The 18,825-nt window shown below is 64.2% G+C and carries 16 protein-coding genes; 10 read left to right on the forward strand and 6 right to left on the reverse strand.

What is annotated here, in order from left to right:
- Window positions 1-122: 122 nt before the first annotated feature.
- Both ACVJ19_RS14435 and ACVJ19_RS14440 read left to right on the forward strand, forming a co-directional pair.
- The gene (locus ACVJ19_RS14435) at window positions 123-1,535 is read left to right on the forward strand and encodes an MFS transporter (protein ID WP_453948567.1); all 1,413 of its coding nucleotides are present in this window, start codon (window positions 123-125) and stop codon (window positions 1,533-1,535) included.
- 141 nt (window positions 1,536-1,676) lie between these two features.
- Entirely contained in the window at window positions 1,677-2,837 is a 1,161-nt protein-coding gene (locus ACVJ19_RS14440; protein ID WP_453948566.1) for an extracellular catalytic domain type 1 short-chain-length polyhydroxyalkanoate depolymerase, read from the forward strand.
- A 221-nt stretch (window positions 2,838-3,058) separates the two neighbouring features.
- On the opposite strand, the gene ACVJ19_RS14445 is transcribed toward ACVJ19_RS14440, so the two are convergent.
- Window positions 3,059-3,361: a hypothetical protein gene (locus tag ACVJ19_RS14445; protein WP_453948565.1), complete on the reverse strand. Its 303-nt coding sequence runs from the start codon at window positions 3,359-3,361 to the stop codon at window positions 3,059-3,061.
- A 200-nt stretch (window positions 3,362-3,561) separates the two neighbouring features.
- Here ACVJ19_RS14445 and ACVJ19_RS14450 point away from each other — a divergent pair, with 200 nt between their 5' ends.
- Window positions 3,562-3,930, forward strand: a complete 369-nt coding sequence (locus tag ACVJ19_RS14450) for a winged helix-turn-helix transcriptional regulator (protein ID WP_453948563.1) — start codon at window positions 3,562-3,564, stop codon at window positions 3,928-3,930.
- A 5-nt stretch (window positions 3,931-3,935) separates the two neighbouring features.
- Here the strand turns inward: ACVJ19_RS14450 and ACVJ19_RS14455 are convergent, their stop codons facing one another.
- The gene (locus ACVJ19_RS14455) at window positions 3,936-4,628 is read right to left on the reverse strand and encodes an MBL fold metallo-hydrolase (RefSeq protein WP_453948561.1); all 693 of its coding nucleotides are present in this window, start codon (window positions 4,626-4,628) and stop codon (window positions 3,936-3,938) included.
- Between the two features lie 177 nt (window positions 4,629-4,805).
- On the opposite strand from ACVJ19_RS14455, the gene ACVJ19_RS14460 reads away from it, so the two are divergent.
- Entirely contained in the window at window positions 4,806-6,401 is a 1,596-nt protein-coding gene (locus ACVJ19_RS14460) for an alpha-amylase family glycosyl hydrolase (protein WP_453948560.1), read from the forward strand.
- 169 nt (window positions 6,402-6,570) lie between these two features.
- Here ACVJ19_RS14460 and ACVJ19_RS14465 read toward each other — a convergent pair whose 3' ends face one another.
- On the reverse strand, window positions 6,571-8,271 hold the full coding sequence (locus ACVJ19_RS14465; protein ID WP_453948559.1) for an alpha-amylase family protein: 1,701 nt from the start codon (window positions 8,269-8,271) through the stop codon (window positions 6,571-6,573).
- Window positions 8,272-8,500: 229 nt separating this feature from the next.
- On the opposite strand from ACVJ19_RS14465, the gene ACVJ19_RS14470 reads away from it, so the two are divergent.
- Entirely contained in the window at window positions 8,501-8,989 is a 489-nt protein-coding gene (locus tag ACVJ19_RS14470; RefSeq protein WP_453948558.1) for an MmcB family DNA repair protein, read from the forward strand.
- A 298-nt stretch (window positions 8,990-9,287) separates the two neighbouring features.
- Here ACVJ19_RS14470 and ACVJ19_RS14475 read toward each other — a convergent pair whose 3' ends face one another.
- Window positions 9,288-9,842, reverse strand: coding sequence for an ActR/PrrA/RegA family redox response regulator transcription factor (locus tag ACVJ19_RS14475; protein ID WP_018644326.1), 555 nt, complete (start codon window positions 9,840-9,842; stop codon window positions 9,288-9,290).
- A 103-nt stretch (window positions 9,843-9,945) separates the two neighbouring features.
- A complete protein-coding gene (locus ACVJ19_RS14480; RefSeq protein ID WP_453948557.1) occupies window positions 9,946-11,265 on the reverse strand; it encodes an ActS/PrrB/RegB family redox-sensitive histidine kinase in 1,320 nt (439 codons plus the stop codon).
- Window positions 11,266-11,372: 107 nt separating this feature from the next.
- Between ACVJ19_RS14480 and ACVJ19_RS14485 the strand changes: the two genes are divergently transcribed.
- From ACVJ19_RS14485 to ACVJ19_RS14505, 5 genes are all read left to right on the forward strand, one after another.
- Window positions 11,373-12,176: an ABC transporter ATP-binding protein gene (locus tag ACVJ19_RS14485; RefSeq protein WP_453948556.1), complete on the forward strand. Its 804-nt coding sequence runs from the start codon at window positions 11,373-11,375 to the stop codon at window positions 12,174-12,176.
- Between the two features lie 238 nt (window positions 12,177-12,414).
- Window positions 12,415-13,233 carry an ABC transporter permease gene (locus ACVJ19_RS14490; RefSeq protein WP_453948555.1) on the forward strand — a complete coding sequence of 273 codons (819 nt, stop codon included), beginning with the start codon at window positions 12,415-12,417 and terminating at the stop codon, window positions 13,231-13,233.
- Between the two features lie 121 nt (window positions 13,234-13,354).
- On the forward strand, window positions 13,355-14,683 hold the full coding sequence (locus ACVJ19_RS14495) for a polyhydroxyalkanoate depolymerase (protein ID WP_453948554.1): 1,329 nt from the start codon (window positions 13,355-13,357) through the stop codon (window positions 14,681-14,683).
- Window positions 14,684-14,901: 218 nt separating this feature from the next.
- A complete protein-coding gene (locus ACVJ19_RS14500) occupies window positions 14,902-15,741 on the forward strand; it encodes a M48 family metallopeptidase (protein ID WP_453948553.1) in 840 nt (279 codons plus the stop codon).
- A gap of 24 nt (window positions 15,742-15,765) precedes the next feature.
- On the forward strand, window positions 15,766-16,200 hold the full coding sequence (locus tag ACVJ19_RS14505) for a hypothetical protein (protein ID WP_453948552.1): 435 nt from the start codon (window positions 15,766-15,768) through the stop codon (window positions 16,198-16,200).
- Between the two features lie 406 nt (window positions 16,201-16,606).
- Here ACVJ19_RS14505 and ACVJ19_RS14510 read toward each other — a convergent pair whose 3' ends face one another.
- The gene (locus ACVJ19_RS14510) at window positions 16,607-18,820 is read right to left on the reverse strand and encodes a transglycosylase domain-containing protein (protein WP_453948551.1); all 2,214 of its coding nucleotides are present in this window, start codon (window positions 18,818-18,820) and stop codon (window positions 16,607-16,609) included.
- Window positions 18,821-18,825: the final 5 nt, after the last annotated feature.

Genomic DNA, 18,825 nt, shown 5'->3' on the forward strand with positions numbered 1-18,825 from the left:
GACATGCAGCAATCGGGCCAAAGCGGCAAGGGGAAAGCCAGTCCTACCTCGGAGGTAATCGCGCGGATGACTGCGATTTGCGAGTCTTGCGCGCAAACAAATTCTGGAAGGCTCGCGCGCCAATGCATCAAACCGTCACAAAGCCGATCGATTCGACCCGCCGCTGGTGGGTGCTGGCGATCGTCGTCGCCGCCCAGTTCATGTTCGGCGTCGACGCCTTCATCGTGAACGTCGCCATTCCCACCATCGCCGTCGACCTGCACGCGACGCCGGCCCAGATCGAATCCGTCATCGCGATCTATCTGATCGCCTATGCCACGCTGGTGGTCACCGGCGGCCGGCTCGGCGACATCCATGGCACCAAGACTATCTTCCTGGCCGGCGTGCTCGGCTTCACGGCGACCTCGCTGTGGTGCGGCCTTGCGCAATCCGGCGTCGAGCTGATCATCGCGCGGCTGGCGCAGGGCGCGACCGCGGCGCTGATGGTGCCGCAGGTGCTGGCGACGCTGCATCTGCTGTTCACCGACGAGACGCGCAACCGCGCCTTCGCCGTCTACGGCATCGTGCTCGGGCTTGCGGGCGCCGCGGGCTTCCTGCTCGGCGGCCTCCTCGTCACGCTCGATCTCGCCGGCACCGGCTGGCGGTCGGTGTTCTTCGTCAACGTTCCCAGCGGCCTCGTCATCGCCGCGGCCGCCTGGCGCATCATGCCGTCGGTGCCGCGGCGGGCCGGGACCAGGCTCGACATCAAGGGCAGCATGATCCTGTTCGCGGGATTGCTGTGCCTGATCGGGCCGCTGCTGTTCGGACACGATGTCGGCTGGGCGCCATGGCTGTGGCCGGTGATGGCGTTCGGCGGCGTGATCCTCGCGGCGTTCCTGAAGCTCGAGCATGCGGTCGCGCGAGCCGGCGGCATGCCGCTGATCGACCTCACGCTGCTGGCGGACGCCGTCTTTCTGCGCGGCCTCGGCGCTGCCTTCTTCTTCTTCCTCGCCAATCTGTCGTTCTATCTGGTCATGACACTGTTCATGCAGCGCGGCCTGAAGATTCCGCCGCTCGCGGCCGGCATGGTTTGCATTCCACTTGCCGTCGCTTTCGTCGTGGCCTCGCGTCACAGCGGCGCGAGGGCGCGGCATCGCGGCACCAAGGTGCTGATCGAAGGCTGCGCGTTGCAGATCGCAGGCCTCGGCGCGCTCGCGCTTCTTGCGCTCTATGTTGACACGCCGTCGCCGCTCGCACTCGCGCTCACCATGAGCATCTTCGGTTACGGCCAGGGGCTGGTGATGGCGCCGTTATCAGGCGCGGTGCTCTCGACCGTAAGGCCTGCTGCTGCAGGCTCGGCCTCCGGCATGTACGGCACGACAGCACAGATCGGAAATGCGGCCGGAGTGGCCGCAATCGGCGCGGTGTTCTTCGCGATCGAATCATTGCAATCAGCGCGCGCAGGATTTCTCGTCTCGCTCGCGCTGTTTGTGACGTTAATCATGATCTGCACCGCATTTCTGACGTGGATGCGCCGCGCATCTGCATCAAGTTGAGGCAGTGCGGTTAATACGTGCGGATTTCTGCTGAATTTCCAGTGATTTTCGCGAGATCGACAGCGCGCGGTCTTTTTATTTTGCAATGCAGCAACTATTTGGTTGGGCTGTACGTTGAAAGCCGCCCACCAGGAAAGTGCCGTGTCGTTAGCCAGAAATGTCGATTTGTTGAGACGTCTGCCAAAGCTGGACGGTCTGCGCTTTGCCGAGTTCGGCCGGAGCCCTGATTCATCCAGCCCGCTGGAAGAGGTCACGGGCTTCGGCGACAATCCCGGCGCCTTGCGCATGTTCGCGTTCGTGCCGGCGCAGCTGCAGAAGCCGCGCGCGCTGGTCGTCGTGCTCCATGGCTGCGGACAGACGGCGGCGAGTTACGATCTCGGCGCCGGCTGGTCGACGCTCGCGCGGCATTACGGCTTCGCGCTGCTGATGCCCGAACAGCAGCGCGTCAACAACGGCAATACCTGCTTCAACTGGTTCAATCCGGAAGACACCGCGCGGGACAGCGGCGAGGCGCGCTCGATCCGCGAGATGATCGCGCACATGGCGGACGCGCATCGCATCGATCCCAGGCGCATCTTCATCACCGGCCTCTCGGCCGGCGGCGGCATGACGTCGGTGATGCTCGCGACCTATCCGGAAATCTTTGCGGCTGGCGCGATCATCGCCGGATTGCCTTACGGCATCGCCTCGAATTTGCGCGAGGCGCTGGACGGCATGTTTCATTCCCCGGCGCGTCCCGCGCGCGAGCTCGGCGATCTCGTGCGCAGGGCCTCCGATCATCGTGGCCCCTGGCCGAAGATGTCGGTGTGGCACGGCAGCGCCGACCGCACCGTCAATCCCGGCAATGCCAACGAGATCGTCAAGCAGTGGCTCGATTTGCATGATCTGCCCGAAGTGCCGATGGCGGAGACCAATGTCGACGGCTATCCGCGCCAGGCCTGGTGGAACAAGGACGGCGAGACGCTGGTCGAGTCCTACGCCATCACCGACATGGCGCACGGCACGCCGCTTGGCCTTGCCGACAACGACCAGCGCTATGGCATGGAAGGCGCGTTCCTGATCGAGGCCGGCATCTCCTCGTCCTACCACATCGCAAAGTTCTTCGGCCTGACCGGCTGGATCGCGGAGGCGAAGAAGAAGGCGGAGGCAAAGCCGGCGCTGACGCCCGCGCCACATCTCGCCCGCTCGATCCGCACTGCGGTCGCCGAGCAACCGGCCGAGCCGAAGCACGAGCAGGCTCGCGGCTTCGATCTCGGCCAGATCATCACGCGCGCGCTGACGGCGGCCGGGTTGATGAAATAAGGCCCGCGTCGTGTAAGCGATACAAACTCTGCTGTCGTCCCGGACAAGCGCGCCCCAAGCGCGCGCCGATCCGGGACCCATAACCACAGGCGTATGTGGTTGCGGGGACTCGGAGTTATCAGGCCGCCCCAAAACTTCTCCCTGTGGTTATGGGTCCCGGATCTACGCTTGCGCTTGTCCGGGACGACGGCGGAGTATGTGGTGACGCCGTCGCTTCAACACTACCCCGTCTGATCGATCACCTCGATCGGCGTCACCGTCACCTCGCCGCCGGCGACCTTCCGCGTCATCTCCTGATAGGCCCTGAAGAAGTCGCGCGATTGCAGCGCCTTCTGCGCGGCATCGTCGCTGGCGCTGGCGAGGTGGAAGTAGCTGCCGTCGTCGCGGGCTTTCAGGACGCGATAACCGATCCGTCCCTTCAGCTCCGGATCGCCGTCGATCGCCTTGATGAAGCGGCCGATCTCCCGGTGCCATTCCTCCGTCGTGCCGTTCTTGAACTGGTATCTGATCATAAAGTGCTTCATGTGACGCTCCCTGTTCGTCATGTGCGTCATCATCTGCGCCTTGTGAGCGATCCCACAAGTATGGACAAAATTGATAGTATGGACTTTTTCGCAGTCGCTCCTATTCTTGTCGCATAGCGTTTTCGAGCGAAGTGGATACCGGTTCGCGTCAAGAAAACGCGTCAAAAAAGAACGGCCTGGCTGCACATGGAGGAGACGACATGGCGAAGGCAATTCCGGCGCGCACCTGTCCGGTTGCGGCGTTTCAGAAAATGATCAGCGGCAAGTACAAGCTCCGCATCGTCTGGGACTTGAAAGACGGCCCGCGCCGCTACGGCGAGATCAGGAGCGGCCTGCTGCGTGGCACGTCAGGAAGCGCCGAGATCACCCCGCGCGTGCTCAGCCGCGAATTGAAGGCGTTGACGATGAGCGGCCTGATCGACCGCAAGGATTTTGGCGAGGTGCCGCCGAAGGTGGAGTATCGCCTGACGCGCAAAGGGAAGAGCTTCGTGCCCGTCGTCGCGGCGATCCGCGAATGGGGCGAGCGTAACTTGAGCGAGACGGCGGCGCTCGCAGACGCCGCCGAATAAAAAACCTACATCTCGCCGGTGATGAACGGATTGGTCATCCGCTCCTGGCCGATGCTCGAGCCAGCACCGTGGCCGCAGATGAAGCCGACGTCGTCGCCGAGCGGCAGCAGCTTTGTCAGAATCGAGTTGATCAGCGTGGCGTGACTGCCGCCGGGCAGGTCGGTGCGCCCGACCGAGCCCGCGAACAAGACGTCGCCGACATGGGCAAAACGCAGATCCTTGTTGAAGAACACCACGCTGCCCGGCGAGTGGCCGGGGCAATGCAAAATGTCGAACGACAGGCCGCCGATCGACACGCTGTCGCCTTCCTCGAGCCAGCGGTCCGGCGCGAAGTTTCGCACGCCGGTCATGCCGAAGCGCGCGCCGCTCTCGACCACGTTGTCGAGCAGGAACTTGTCGGCCTGATGCGGGCCCTCGATCGGCACCTTCAGCGCGTCGCGCAAATCCGCCGCGCCGCCGACATGGTCGATATGGCCGTGGGTCAGCCAGATCTTCTCCACGGTGACGCCGGTCTGCTTGATCGCGTCCAGGATCTTCGGCACGTCGCCGCCGGGATCGATCACCACGGCCTTCTTGCTAGGCTCGTCCCAGATGATGGTGCAGTTCTGCTCGAACAGCGTCACGGGAACGATGATCGCGCCGGCCTTGGCTTGTGAGGAGTCTTGCGAGGAATCTTGGGTGTCATTTTGCTCGGTCATGGCGCCACAATGCCGATTTTTACCATGCCGCCAAGCAAAAGATTCGTGCCAAGGACGGGGAATGCGCCGGGGAACAGCAGCCGTCACACGGCCGTCCCAATTGGCTCGCCAATCTGAACCGGTGCGTTGCTTCCGCGTTTTCCCGCGCGAGAGGCAGTCTTTGGATGGTATTCCGACATGACTCAGGGCGACAATTGGTGGCGCGACGGCGTCTTCTATCAGATCTATCCGCGCTCCTTTCAGGACAGCGACGGTGACGGCGTCGGCGACCTCGCCGGCATCCTGCGACGGCTGGCTTATGTGAAATCGCTCGGCGTCGACGCGATCTGGCTGTCGCCGATCTTCCCCTCGCCGATGGCCGATTTCGGCTACGACATTTCCGACTATACCGGCATCGAGCCGCTGTTCGGCACGATGGCGGATTTCGACGCGCTGCTCGCCGCGGCCCATGACAACGGCCTGAAGCTGATCCTCGACCTCGTGCCCAACCACACCTCGGACCAGCATCCCTGGTTCGTCGAGAGCCGCGCCTCGCGCGACAATCCCAAGCGTGACTGGTACATCTGGCGCGATCCGAAGCCGGATGGCAGCGCGCCGAACAATTGGGTCTCCGAGTTCGGCGGCAGCGCCTGGGCTTTCGACGAGGCGACGGGGCAGTACTACTACCACGCCTTCCTCGCCCAGCAGCCCGACCTCAACTGGCGCAATCCCGATGTCCGCGCCGCGATCTATGACGTGGTGCGGTTCTGGCTGGAGAAGGGCGTCGACGGCTTTCGCGTCGACGTGATCTGGCACCTGATCAAGGATGCCGAATTCCGCGACAATCCGCCGAACCCGCATTACGTCGAGGGCCGGCCGCCGAACGAGAAGATCTTGACGCAATATTCCACCGACCAGGACGAGGTGCATGATGTGATCGCCGAGATGCGGCGCGTCACCGATGCCTTTGGCGCCCGTGTCTTGATCGGCGAGATCTATCTGCCGCTGCACCGCCTGATGGCCTATTACGGCAACGACCTCACCGGCGCGCAGATGCCGTTCAATTTCGCGCTGCTCTCGACCTTCTGGAGCGCGCGCTCGATCGAGACGATCATCGAGGATTACGAGAAGGCGCTGCCGAAGGGCGCCTGGCCGAACTGGGTGCTCGGCAATCACGACCGTCCGCGCGTGGCGAGCCGGGTCGGTCCGGAGCAGGCCCGCGTCGCCGCCATGCTGCTGCTGACCTTGCGCGGCACGCCGACGCTCTATTACGGCGACGAGATCGGCATGCACCAGCTCGCGATCGCGTCGGAGGACGTGCGCGATCCCTTCGAGAAGAACGTGCCCGGCATCGGTGTCGGCCGCGACGGCTGCCGCACGCCGATGCAGTGGGATTCTTCGCAGACCAGCGGCTTCTCCGGTGTAAGGCCATGGCTGCCGCTGCCGGAGGACCATATCCACAACAACGTCGCCAATCTCGAAGCCGATCCGCGCTCGATCCTCAGCCTCTACAAGCGTCTGATCGCGTTGCGGAGGGATTGTCCTCCGCTGGTCGCCGGCGACTATCATCCGATCGCCGCGCAAGGCGACTTGCTGATCTATCGCCGCGCGGCCGGAGGCAAGTCGGTGATCGCCGTGCTCAATCTCGGTCCGGAGCCGATCGCGGTGACGACGAGCGCGATAAGGTTCGGCAGCGAGATTGTGCTGTCTACTTTTCTGGATCGCGAGGGTGAGCGGCTGGAGGGCGTGCTGGATCTGCGAGGGAATGAAGGGGTGATCGTGCGGTCGCCCTAGGTGATGGTGGGGTGGTTGCGTCATTCTCCACCGTCGTCCTGGACAAGCGAAGCGCAGATCCAGGACCCATTACCACAGGGAGCAGTTTGGCGAAGACTCGCGGTCACCGGCTGCGCGCGCCAACGACCTCTTGGGGTAATGGGTCCTGGCTTTCGCCAGGACGACGTGATCACTCCGGATGCTTCTTCCCCCGCACCGTAGTCGCGTCGATATCGCTCCGCTTCAACAGATAATCCAGCCCGCCGACGCGGTACCAGCGATAGCCGTAGGGCTCCAGCACGACGCGGTGCTGGCCGCGCTTGTCGGCGTGGCTGTGGTCTTCCGCGAGCAGGTTGATCAAATGCGCGCCGGTCTCGCCGGGCAGTCCCGCCGAGAACGCGATCTCGCGCGGCTTTTCGTCGAGATTGTGCACGAACAGCACGGAATTGTTGCGCCAGTCGTAGCGCATGATGAACACGGCGGGATCGCGCACGGGAATGATCGTGAAATCGCCCCAGCCGACCTCCGGCACTTCCTTCCGCATGCGCACGATGCGCTCGGTCCAGTTCAGCATGGAGTTGGGATCGCGCCGCTGTTTCGCGACATTGACGTGCGGAAAGCCGTAAGGTCCTTCGTCGATGACGGGGCAGGCCGGTCTGTCGCTCTTGGTGAAGCCGCCATGCGGCTCGGTCGACCATTGCATCGGCGTGCGCGCGCAATTGCGCTCGGGCTGCGAGAGATCATCGCCCATCGCGATCTCGTCGCCGTAGCGGATCACGGGCGTTCCCGGCAGCGTGCACATCAGGCTGTAGGCGAGCTCCAGCCGCCGGCGATCGCCGCCCAGCATTGGCGCAAGGCGGCGGCGGATGCCGCGGTCGTAGAGCTGCATGTCCTTGTCGGGCCCGAAGCATTTGAACACCGTATCGCGCTGCGCCTCGGTCAGCCTGCCGAGATCGAGCTCGTCGTGATTGCGCAGGAACAGGCCCCATTGCGCCGTCGCCGGCCGCGGCTTTGTTGCTTTCAGCGCCTTCGCCAGCGGGCGCGAGTCGGCCGAGGCCAGCGCGTAGAACAGATGCTGGTTGACGTGGAAGTTGAACATCATGTGCATGCGGTCGCCGTCGCGCCCGAAATATTCCATGTCCGTCTTCGGCAGCACGTTGGCCTCGGCGAGGATGATGGCGTCGCCCTGCCGCCATTGCAGGAATTCGCGGAAGGCGCGCAGCATGTCGTACTGCTCGACCGGCTTCTTCACCTTCGCGCCTTTGGTGGCGATGATGAAGGGAACGGCGTCCATGCGGAAGCCGGAGACGCCGAGCTGGATCCAGAAGCCCATGATCTTCAGGATCTCGGCCTGCACGTGCGGGTTCGAGGTGTTGAGATCGGGTTGGAAATCGTAGAAGCGATGGAAGTAATATGCGCCGGCCTTCTTGTCGCGCGTCCAGGTCGATTTCTGCACGCCGGGAAACACCATGCCCTTGTTGGCGCCGGCCGGCTTCTTGTCGGACCACACATACCAGTCACGATAGGGTGAGCTCTTGTCGCGTCGCGCCTCCTTGAACCAGTGATGCTGGTCGGAGGTGTGGTTGACGACGAGATCGATGATGATGCGGATGCCGCGCTGCTTGCAGCCATGGGTGAACTCGACGAAGTCGCCGAGCGTGCCGTAGCGGGAATCGACGCTGTAATAATCGGCGATGTCGTAGCCGTCGTCGCGACCGGGCGAGGTCTGGAACGGCATCAGCCAGATCGTGGTGATGCCGAGGCCGTGCAGATAATCGAGCCGGCGCAAGAGGCCCTTGAAGTCGCCGACACCGTCGCCGTTGGCGTCCATGTAGGAGCCGACGGAGAGGCAGTAGATCACGCCGTTCTTGTACCAGAGATCGTCGATCATGCGCGCGCGGCCGGTGGTTCCGCCGAGGTACGGCGGCTGCGTGATAAGTGCGTGGGGAAGGGGAGGTTCCCGCGCTCGATGTCGTCCCGGCGCAGGCCGGGACCCATTACCACAGTGCGCAATTTGACGAAGGCCGGTGGCTATCAGCTCGCGCGCCAACGACCTCTTGGGGGTAATGGGTCCTGGCTTTCGCCAGGACGACGACGGAGGAATCGGCTATCCTCCCTCCATGGACAACACCGCCCGCATCGCCCTCGTGCCGCCGCCGGATCGCCGCCAGTCCGAGACTGCGCTCGCCATTGCGCGCGGGACTGCACGGCTCTTACGTTCGCTCGGCTTTTCCTGCATCAGCGAATTGCCGCTGCCCTCGGGTCGGCGCGCTGATCTCGTGGCATTGAACGAGCGCGGCGAGATCTGGATCGTCGAGATCAAGTCGTCGGTCGAGGATTTGCGTGCCGACCAGAAATGGCACGAATACCGCGCCCATTGCGACCGGCTGTTCTTCGCCTTCACGCAGGATCTGCCGTGCGAGATCTTTCCTGAAGACACCGGCCTGATCATCGCCGACGCCTACGGCGCGCACATGCAGTGCGAGGCGCCCGAGCACAAGCTCGCCGCTGCCACGCGCAAGCAGATGACGGTGCGTTTTGCGATCGCGGCGGGCTTGCGGATCAACCGCCTGGTCGATCCGCAGGGGCACGCGGATTTCTGGGAATAGCAGGCGCCACAAAAAAGGTGCCGTAGGGTGGGCAAAGCGTAGCGTGCCCACCAAGCAGAAATGGTGGGCACGGCGCTTCGCGCCTTTGCCCACCCTACGAGACCGCGTTCGATCCAGGCTACGCAGCAAACAACATCCCCGTCATCCTGAGGCGCTCGCCGCGCCGCGCGACGCGCGGTGCGGAGAGCCTCGAAGGATGTACGGCCGAGATGCAGCCGGGCCGTCGTCCTTCGAGGCTCGCCTTGCTTTGCAAGGCGAGCACCTCAGGATGACGGTGATGGATTGTCGGTGGCGGAAATTACCGCGGCGCGCGCTTGGCCAGAATGCGCTGCAGCGTGCGGCGGTGCATGTTGAGGCGGCGCGCCGTTTCCGAGACGTTGCGGTTGCACATCTCGTAGATGCGCTGGATGTGCTCCCAGCGCACGCGGTCGGCGGACATCGGGTTGGTCGGCAGCTCGGATTTCTCCGCGCTGGTCGAGAGCAGCGCGGCGACGACGTCGTCGGCATCCGCGGGCTTCGAGAGATAATCGATCGCGCCCATCTTCACCGCGGTCACGGCGGTGGCGATGTTGCCATAGCCGGTCAGCACGATCGCGCGTGCATCCGGGCGCTTCTTCTTCAGCGCCGAGACGACGTCGAGGCCGTTGCCGTCACCAAGCCGCAAGTCGACAACCGCGAATGCGGGAGCTGCCTTGCCGATCTGCGCGAGACCGTCCGAGACGGTGTCGCACGACGTCACCGAAAAGCCGCGGGTCTCCATCGCGCGCGACAAGCGCTCCAGAAACGGCTTGTCGTCCTCCACGATGAGAAGCGAGCGGTCGGCCTGTTCATTCAGTTCGGCGATGGCGTTCAAGGTGTTGTCCTCTCTCCAGCGCGTTTACATATGGCCTTGCAATCAGGCGGTGCCAAGGCCGCCAATAGTCGATCGGCCCTTTTGTGCGACGCAAGGTCGCGGTCTATCCTATTGTTTCTTCGAGCGTCTCGATAGTCTCAAAACGCTGCCTGGGCCATGTGATGTGGACCACGGCGCCGTGTTCCGGAAAGATCCGGTTGGTAAACGAGACCTTGGCGCCGGTGCGCTCCAGCAGCGTCCGCGCGATGAACACGCCGAGGCCGAGGCCGCGCTCGCCGCCGCCGTCATCCTGGGGGCGTCGCCGCGACAAATACGGCTCGCCGATCCGGTTGAGGATGTCAGGCGGAATGCCCGGGCCGTCGTCGGAGATCAGGAGCTCGATCGTGTCCTTGTTCCACCAGGCGTTCACCTCGACGGTGGTGTGGGCGAAATCGACTGCATTCTCGACGATGTTGCCGACGCCGTAGAGGATCGCCGGATTGCGCGAGCCGACCGGCTCGGCGACCGCGGCCACCGCGATCCGCACCTTGATCTCGACGCCGAAATCGCGGTGCGGGGCCACCACCTCCTCGATCAGCTCCGACAGCTTCATGCGGTCGAACGGCGCGCCGGTGGAGGAGAGCTGGGTGATCTTGCTGAGGATGTCGCGGCAGCGCTGGGTCTGCTCGCGCAGCGTCTTCAGGTCCGCGGCAAAGCCCGGATCCTTCACCGTCTTTTCCAGCTCGCGCGAGATCAGGAAGATGGTCGCGAGCGGCGTGCCGAGCTCGTGCGCAGCCGCGGCCGCGAGGCCGTCGAGCTGGGTCAGATGCTGCTCGCGCGTCAGCACCAGCTCGGTCGCAGCCAGCGCGTCCGCGAGCTTGCGCGCCTCCTCGGTGACCTGGAACGAGTAGAGGCTGGTGACGCCGATGGCGAGCACGATCGAGAGCCAGACGCCGACGAGATAGATCGGCGGCAGCACCAGGGGATCGTCGGAATCCCAGGGCAGCGGCAGGTGGAAGAAGAACAGCACCGAGGCACAGGCGACAGCGAGCAGGCCGAGGCCGAAGGTGAAGCGGGCCGGCAGCGCCGTCGCCGAGATCAGCACCGGCGCGAGAAACAGGAACGAGAACGGGTTCTGCAGTCCGCCGGTGAAGAACAGCAGCCCCGCCAGCTCCACGATGTTGAGCGCCAGCAGGCCGGCGGCCTGCATCGGCTCCAGCCGCTGCATCGGATTGGCAACGGTCTGCAGGCCCAGATTGAGCGCGGCCGACAGCGCGATGATGCTGACGCAGGGAACGATCTCGACGTTGAACTCCAGCCCCTGCGCCACGATGAAGATCGCCGCGAGCTGGCCCAGCACCGCGAGCCAGCGCAGCCGCAGGATGGTGTCGAGGCGGATATGCCGCTGCGCGTGGCGGAAGTCGGAAGCGGCAATTTCGGTCATATCGGCCAATGGGGCGGTGCCTTCTGGATCACAAACGCTGGGCTCGCGGAACCACCCCGATTACAAGCCTTGCGCTATCAGCTGCAATAGCAGAAGAACGGCCCAGCATGACCGAGAATGACAAGGCTTCAAGTCGGCCGACTGTCGCGGAGCACGTTTCCTCCGCGGCGATTGCGGTCGATCACCTCGTCAAGCTCTACAAGCAGACCCGCGCCGTCGACGATATCTCCTTTTCGCTGCCGCGCGGCAGCATCACCGGGCTCCTGGGCGGCAACGGCGCCGGCAAGACCACGACCATCGCGATGATCATGGGCCTGGTGCTGCCGACCTCCGGCCGCGTGCAGGTGTTCGGGCATCGCATGCCCGAGGAGAGCGCTGCGGTGCTGGGGCGGATGAATTTCGAGAGCCCCTATGTCGACATGCCGATGCGGCTCACGGTGCGGCAGAACCTCACCATCTTCGGCAAGCTCTATGCGGTCGAGAACCTCGCTGACCGCATCGCCGCGCTCGCCGACGATCTCGACCTCACCGATTTCATCGATCGCGCCAACGGCAAGCTCTCGGCCGGCCAGAAGACGCGCGTTGCTCTCGCGAAAGCGCTGATCAACCAGCCCGAGCTGCTGTTGCTGGACGAGCCGACCGCCTCGCTCGATCCTGACACCGCGGACTGGGTGCGGGGCCATCTGGAGCGCTACCGCCGCGACAACAACGCCACCATCCTCCTGGCCTCGCACAACATGCTCGAGGTCGAGCGGCTCTGCGACCGCGTCATCATCATGAAGCGCGGCCGAATCGAGGACGACGACACGCCCGAGGCGATCATGGCCCGCTACAACCGCACCACGCTGGAGGAGGTGTTTTTGGACGTCGCCCGCGGCCGGGTGAACGGCGCCAAGGAGGCGGCAAGATGACCGAGCCCCGATTTTTCGGCTTTGGTCCGGATGGATCCCGTCATCCCGGGGCGCGACATAGTCGCGAGCCCGGGATCCATAACCACAGGATTGAATTTGGCGAAGACTCGGGGGTGCCGGTCTCGCCCCAAAACCGCCGCCTGTGGTTATGGATTCTCAGATGCGCAATTGCGCATCATAGCTCGCGCTCCGCGCGCCCCGGAATGACGAAGCTCCATCCGGGCAACGAGGCGCCGCAATGACCGAGCTCTCCCTCCACCGCGGCATCTCCGCGCACCGCATCGGCGCGATGATCCTGCGCTACTGGTATCTCTTGCTGTCGTCCTGGCCGCGGCTGCTCGAGCTCTTGTACTGGCCGGCGCTGCAGGTCATCACCTGGGGCTTCATCCAGTATTACATCGCGGAAAACGCCAGCTTCTTCGCGCGGGCCGGCGGCACGCTGATCGGCGCCGTCATCCTTTGGGACATCCTGTTCCGTGGCCAGCTCGGCTTCTCCATCTCGTTCCTGGAGGAGATGTGGGCGCGCAACCTCGGCAACCTCATGATGAGCCCGCTGAGGCCCATCGAGTTTCTGCTGTCGCTGACGGTCATGAGCCTGATCCGGCTCGCGATCGGCATCGTCCCGATGACGCTGCTCGCGCTGTTCCTGTTTCACTTCAACGTCTATGCGCTCGGCCTGCCGCTGATCGCCTTCTTCTGCAATCTGATCTTCACCAGCTGGTCGGTCGGCATCTTCGTCTCGGGGCTGGTGGTGCGGCACGGTCTGGGCGCCGAGAGCATCGTCTGGACCTTGATGTTCGCGATCATGCCGCTCGCCTGCATCTACTATCCCGTCAGCGTGCTGCCGGGCTGGCTGCAATATGTCGCCTGGGCGCTGCCGCCGACCTATGTGTTCGAGGGAATGCGCGCGCTGCTGATCGAGAACACCTTCAGGATCGAGCTAATGCTGGAGGCGTTAGCCATCAATGGCGTACTTCTGGTTGCTTCTTTTTGGGCATTCCTTGCCCTTTTGCGCAGCGCCAAAAAGCACGGCTCGCTGCTATCGGGCGGCGAATAACGTCACTTTCTCGTGGATTCAGGCCAATTTAGCCGTCTCCGCTCCGTAGATGTACGGAACCATGCATTGACGCAATATTACGCATTCGGCAGTATGCTGCGATGCGAAGAGGATTATAGTGATGCCTATTGGTGAGTTTGGCGGCGCCCCGCCCCTGGCTGCAGAAGGCAGTCCGGTCCTGACGACGCCGATGTACTGGATGTACGAGATGGCCCACGCCTCTCTCAATCCGGCCCGTGCAGTCACCGACGCGACCAAGCTGCTGTTTCAGAATCCCCTCAATCCCTGGGCGCGTACCGAGGTCGGCAAGTCGGTCGCCGCGGCCTGCGAATTGTTCGAGCGCACCACGCGCCGCTACGGCAAGCCGGAATGGGGCCTCGACGACACCGAGGTCAACGGCCTCCGCGTCCCCATCGAGATCCGTTCGGTCTGGGAAAAGCCGTTCTGCCGGCTGCTCTACTTCGATCGCAAGTTCACCCGTCCGCTGCGCAGCCCGCAGCCGCGCGTGCTGATCGTGGCGCCGATGTCCGGCCATTATGCGACGCTGCTGCGCGGCACGGTCGAGGCCTTCCTGCCGGCGCATGAGGTCTACATCACCGACTGGGCCGATGCCCGCATGGTGCCGCTCAGCGAAGGGCGGTTCGATCTCGACGACTACATCGACTACGTCATCGAGATGCTGCACGTCCTCGGCGGCAACACCCATGTGATGGCGGTGTGCCAGCCCTCCGTGCCCGTGGTCGCCGCCGTCTCGATCATGGAGGCGCGCCGCGATCCGTTCGTGCCGACCTCAATGACGCTGATGGGCGGGCCGATCGACACCCGCCGCAATCCGACCGGGGTGAACGACCTCGCCCAGCAGCGCGGCATCGACTGGTTCCGCAACCACGTCATCACCAAGGTGCCGTTCCCGCATCCGGGCATGATGCGCGACGTCTATCCGGGGTTCCTGCAGCTGAACGGCTTCATCAGCATGAATCTCGACCGGCACATGGATGCGCACAAGCAGCTGTTCGCCAATCTGGTGAAGGGCGACGGCGATCTCGTCGACAAGCATCGCGACTTCTACGACGAATATCTCGCGGTGATGGATCTCTCGGCCGAATATTACCTGCAGACCGTCGACACCGTGTTCGTGAAGCACTCGCTGCCGAAGGGCGAGATGACCCATCGTGGAACTCTCGTCGATCCCTCCAAGGTCACGCGCGTCGCGCTGATGACGGTCGAAGGCGAGAACGACGACATCTCCGGCCTCGGTCAGACCGAAGCAACGCACACATTGTGCAGCAAGATCCCCGATCATCGTCGCGTTCATTACGTCCAGAAGGGCGTCGGGCACTACGGTGTGTTCAACGGATCGCGTTTCAAGTCCGAAATCGTGCCGCGGATTCATGATTTCATGGTCTCGGCAGCGAATCCGAGCTCGTTGCAGGCTCTCGCGGCTGAATAATCCTGAATTTCGGCTTTCCCGTCGAAAATTCCGCCCCTGCCGGAGCCTCCGGCAGGGGCAAGTTCCCTCCAGATTCGCGGTATTTAGGTAGCTCTATAGGAGTGAGTCACCCCTCACCCCTTGGGGGGGCCGCATGCGTCCAGCGGGGGCGAAAAAAGCCGGTTCCAACCCCAGTCTGTAGGGTCTCCCGGACTGAAGAACCCCTGTATATTGGGCAAATGATTTGTTTTTGCGCCGAGCGCTTTCCCTGGCGGTGGTTATGGCAGAATCCGGGCGAACTCCTGCCCCCCGGACTGACAGACATGGCCACTCGCGCACTCCTCTATCGGCGGCCCCACGAACCGAAGACCCTCGTCATTACCCATGGATCGCAATTCTTTGCGATTCGCCTGCGAAGACACCGCCGAGCGCGTCGCTACACGCTCAGAATTCATCCGAGTGATCGCGAAGCCATCCTCACCATGCCGCCGCGCGGCACGCTGGCCGAGGCAAAAGACTTCGCGACACGTCACGGCGCCTGGATCGCGGCACGTCTCGGCCGTCTGCCGAAGGCCGCGCCGTTCCAGCCTGGCACGGTGATACCGCTTCGCGGCACGCCTCATCGCATCGTCCATCGCGCCGGTCAGCGTGGCACGGTGTGGACCGAGATGCGCGACAGCGGTGAACGCATTCTCTGCGTCGCCGGCGGCGTCGAGCATGCCGACCGCCGCGTCCATGACTTCCTCAAGCGCGAGGCGCGCCGCGACCTGCAGCGCTCGGCGGAAGCCTATGCCGCCGAGCTCGGCGTCAGGGTCAAGCGGCTCTCGATCCGCGACCAGTCCAGCCGCTGGGGCTCCTGCACCTCGGCCGGCTCACTGTCGTTCTCCTGGCGCCTGATCCTTGCGCCACCCTTCGTGCTCGACTACCTCGCCGCCCACGAGGTTGCCCATCTCGTCGAGATGAACCACTCCGCCCGCTTCTGGCGCGTCTGCGGAAAAGTCTGCCCGTCGATGGAGCGCGCCAAGAAGTGGCTCGATACGCACGGCAACGATCTGCACCGGTATGGGGTCGAGGATTAGGGCGGATTACCGAGGGCAATTGCGATGATCGCAGTCAGACGGGTGGCAGTCGTATTGCTGCTGCTCTTTCTGCCTGCGGCTTACAATGTGATGGCGGACGCCATCACCCCGGCCTGCATGCCTCCCCGACAAGTGGTTCCTGTTCCATTTGAGCATGTGCCGTCGGTATTGTTGAGGTCATTAAGCGATAGACTCGGCAAGGTTGCGGAACCTGGGACAAGCTTTAACGCGACCGACGTTGCGGGCTTCTGGGATGTGCCGTTTCGCCGCTTCAACTTCTTTTGGACGGCCGGCCGCAGGTGGGTCATCGCGACTGAACATGGCGGCTTCGTCTACAACAATCCGATTCTTGTCTTTGCTCTTGGCGAGGACCAGCGGGACGCCGTCTTCATTGCAGAGAGGATCGCATCGCCCAATACGGTGTGTGCAGTGGCGTCGGATCTGATCGCCTCGCCGTGACGGCGCTCGCTTGGGCCTCGCTGCTAACCCAGCAAACGCTGTCATCGCCCGCGAAGGCGGGCGATCCAGTATTCCAGAGGCCGCAGTGGTTCAATCGAGAGGCCGCGGCGTACTGGATTCCCCGCCTGCCGCCTTCGCTAAAGCTTCGGCGCCCCTAGACCTGAACCCCGGCGAAGCCTTGGCGTAGCCGGGTCGCGGGGAATGACAGGAGAGGGCGGGGAGACATCGGCGCATTTCGCGCGATTCTTGGCCCATGCCGCGACGATTGCGCCGGTTGCCCGATTCCCTCCGTCACATCAAACGCCTCGCACCATCCACCCAGCGTCGCGCCGGACTTCGCGTTCTACTGTGCATGGGGTTGTTTTCGCAGTTCTTGTTTTGAGGTCATCAGGACCTCAATTCGCAGCTAGCGATTGCCGCCGAACAGCCGGTCCATCAGCCAGCCATCGAGCCCTGCCGCCGCTTCCGGCCGTACATTGGCCCGTGTCGGCGGCGGGCGATAGCCGCCATTGTTGGTCGGCGCCGGTCCGGGTGCGGCTGCTGTCGGCGGCGATACCTGCGAGGCCGCCTGCGCAAGGTTCGACAGGCCCCAGGTCGCTTGCGAGTTTGGCAAGTTCGCGACAGGCACGCCCTCGTGCGCCGTCTTCATGAAGCGCGACCAGACTTCGACCGGCAAGCCGCCGCCCGTGGCCTTCTTGGTCGGCGAGTTGTCGTCATTGCCGAGCCAGACGCCGGTGACGAGGTTGGCGGTGTAGCCGATGAACCAGGCGTCGCGGTAATCCTGACTGGTGCCGGTCTTGCCGGCCGCCGGCCAGCCGGGGATCTCCGCCTTCTTGGCGGTGCCTGATATCAGCGTCTCCCGCATCATCGCATTCATCATGCCGACATAGCGGGGGTCGATCACCTGGTTGCGCTCCTCGGGCTGGCGCATGTAGAGCAGCTTGCCGCTGAGCGTCCTGATCCGCGTCACGACATGCGGCGCCACCGCGAGGCCGCCATTGGCGAACGGCGCATAGGCGCCGACCAGCTCGACCACGGAGACTTCCGACGTGCCGAGCGCGATCGAGGCGTTGGGCTCGAGCTTGGAGGAGATGCCGAGCCGGTGCGCGGTGCGCACCACGTTCTTCGGCCCGACCTCGAGGCCGAGGCGGATGGCCACCGTGTTGAGCGACATCGCCAGCGCCTGCGTCAGCGTCACCGCGCCGAAATATTCGTGGGTGTAGTTTTCGGGCTTCCAGCCCTTGACCTCGATCGGCGCGTCCTGGCGGACGGTATCCGGCGTCAGACCCTGCTCGAGCGCGGTCAGGTACACGAACGGCTTGAACGAGGAGCCCGGCTGGCGCCTGGCGGTGACCGCGCGGTTGTACTGGCTGTCGGAATAGTTCCGCCCGCCGACCATGGCGCGCACCGCGCCGTCAGGCGTCATCGCCACCAGCGCGCCCTGGCTGACGTTGAACTTCACGCTCTTGGCGGCGAGCTCGTCGATGATGGCGGCTTCGGCGACGCCCTGCAGCTTTGGATCGATCGTGGTCTCGACCTTGATGCTCTCGTCGATCTGGCCGACCAGATCGTCCAGCACCTCGCCGATCCAGTCGGCGACGTAATTGACCGTGCCGGCGCCGGCCGGCTTCACGTTGTAGGAGGGATGGCCGATCGAGGCCTGCGCCTGCGCTTCGGTGATGAATTTTGCATCCGCCATCGCCGCGAGCACGATCTGCGCGCGCGCTTCGGCGCCTTCGGGGTTGCGGTTCGGCGCAAGGCGCGAGGGCGACTTGACGAGACCGGCCAGCATCGCGGCTTCGGCGACCGTGACGTTCCTCGCCGACTTGCCGAAATATTTCTGCGCGGCGGCCTCGACGCCGTAGGCGCCGGAGCCGAAATAGACGCGGTTGAGATAGAGTTCCAGGATCTCGTCCTTGGAATGCTTGCGCTCCAGCCAGATCGCGAGCTCCGCCTCCTGCAGCTTGCGCTGCATGGTCCGCTCCTGGGTCAGGAACAGGTTTTTCGCGAGCTGCTGCGTCAAGGTCGAGCCGCCCTGCGACACGCCGCGATGGAGCACGTTGGTGACGAGCGCACGCAGGATGCCGATCGGGTCGATGCCGAAATGCGAATAGAAGCGGCGGTCCTCGATGGCGATGAAGGCCTTCGGCAAGTACGGCGGCAGGTCCTTCAGCGCGACATTGGCGCCTGCCATCTCGCCGCGCTGCGCCAGCATGCTGCCGTCGATGCCGACGATCTGGATCGTCGGCGGGCGCTTGGGAATCTCCAGCGACTGGATCGGCGGCAGGTGGGCGCCGACATAGATCACGACGCCGATCACGGCGATGACGCCCCACAGGCTCAGCACCGCGCCCCAATAGACCAGGCGGCCGAGGCCGAAGCCACCGCCCGACTTCGATCGCCGCTTGGCGCCGCTGCGGTTAGCCGGAGCCTTGCGCTCGCGCGGCGGCTCGTCGCCGGCATCCTCAGCTTTGCGCTTGGCGGATGATTTCGCTGATTTCTTCGGCTTGTCCTCGCCGCCGGGAATGCGGTCCGCAGCCGTCAGGCGCAGATCGGCGAGCGCCGCGGGCAAGCCGAACAGCGGCTCCTTCCGCCCACCCTTTTTCTTTCCCCACGCCATACGCA

It is taken from the genome of Bradyrhizobium sp. USDA 376 (assembly GCF_054063675.1).

What these genes read in the sequence shown, in the direction of transcription:
- ACVJ19_RS14435 (WP_453948567.1), top strand. Translation starts at nt 123, where the DNA reads ATGCATCAAACCGTCACAAAGCCGATCGATTCGACCCGCCGCTGGTGG.
- ACVJ19_RS14445 (WP_453948565.1), bottom strand. Translation starts at nt 3,361, where the DNA reads ATGAAGCACTTTATGATCAGATACCAGTTCAAGAACGGCACGACGGAG.
- ACVJ19_RS14450 (WP_453948563.1), top strand. Translation starts at nt 3,562, where the DNA reads ATGGCGAAGGCAATTCCGGCGCGCACCTGTCCGGTTGCGGCGTTTCAG.
- ACVJ19_RS14455 (WP_453948561.1), bottom strand. Translation starts at nt 4,628, where the DNA reads ATGACCGAGCAAAATGACACCCAAGATTCCTCGCAAGACTCCTCACAA.
- ACVJ19_RS14460 (WP_453948560.1), top strand. Translation starts at nt 4,806, where the DNA reads ATGACTCAGGGCGACAATTGGTGGCGCGACGGCGTCTTCTATCAGATC.
- ACVJ19_RS14465 (WP_453948559.1), bottom strand. Translation starts at nt 8,271, where the DNA reads ATGATCGACGATCTCTGGTACAAGAACGGCGTGATCTACTGCCTCTCC.
- ACVJ19_RS14470 (WP_453948558.1), top strand. Translation starts at nt 8,501, where the DNA reads ATGGACAACACCGCCCGCATCGCCCTCGTGCCGCCGCCGGATCGCCGC.
- ACVJ19_RS14480 (WP_453948557.1), bottom strand. Translation starts at nt 11,265, where the DNA reads ATGACCGAAATTGCCGCTTCCGACTTCCGCCACGCGCAGCGGCATATC.
- ACVJ19_RS14485 (WP_453948556.1), top strand. Translation starts at nt 11,373, where the DNA reads ATGACCGAGAATGACAAGGCTTCAAGTCGGCCGACTGTCGCGGAGCAC.
- ACVJ19_RS14490 (WP_453948555.1), top strand. Translation starts at nt 12,415, where the DNA reads ATGACCGAGCTCTCCCTCCACCGCGGCATCTCCGCGCACCGCATCGGC.
- ACVJ19_RS14495 (WP_453948554.1), top strand. Translation starts at nt 13,355, where the DNA reads ATGCCTATTGGTGAGTTTGGCGGCGCCCCGCCCCTGGCTGCAGAAGGC.
- ACVJ19_RS14500 (WP_453948553.1), top strand. Translation starts at nt 14,902, where the DNA reads ATGATTTGTTTTTGCGCCGAGCGCTTTCCCTGGCGGTGGTTATGGCAG.
- ACVJ19_RS14505 (WP_453948552.1), top strand. Translation starts at nt 15,766, where the DNA reads ATGATCGCAGTCAGACGGGTGGCAGTCGTATTGCTGCTGCTCTTTCTG.
- ACVJ19_RS14510 (WP_453948551.1), bottom strand. Translation starts at nt 18,820, where the DNA reads ATGGCGTGGGGAAAGAAAAAGGGTGGGCGGAAGGAGCCGCTGTTCGGC.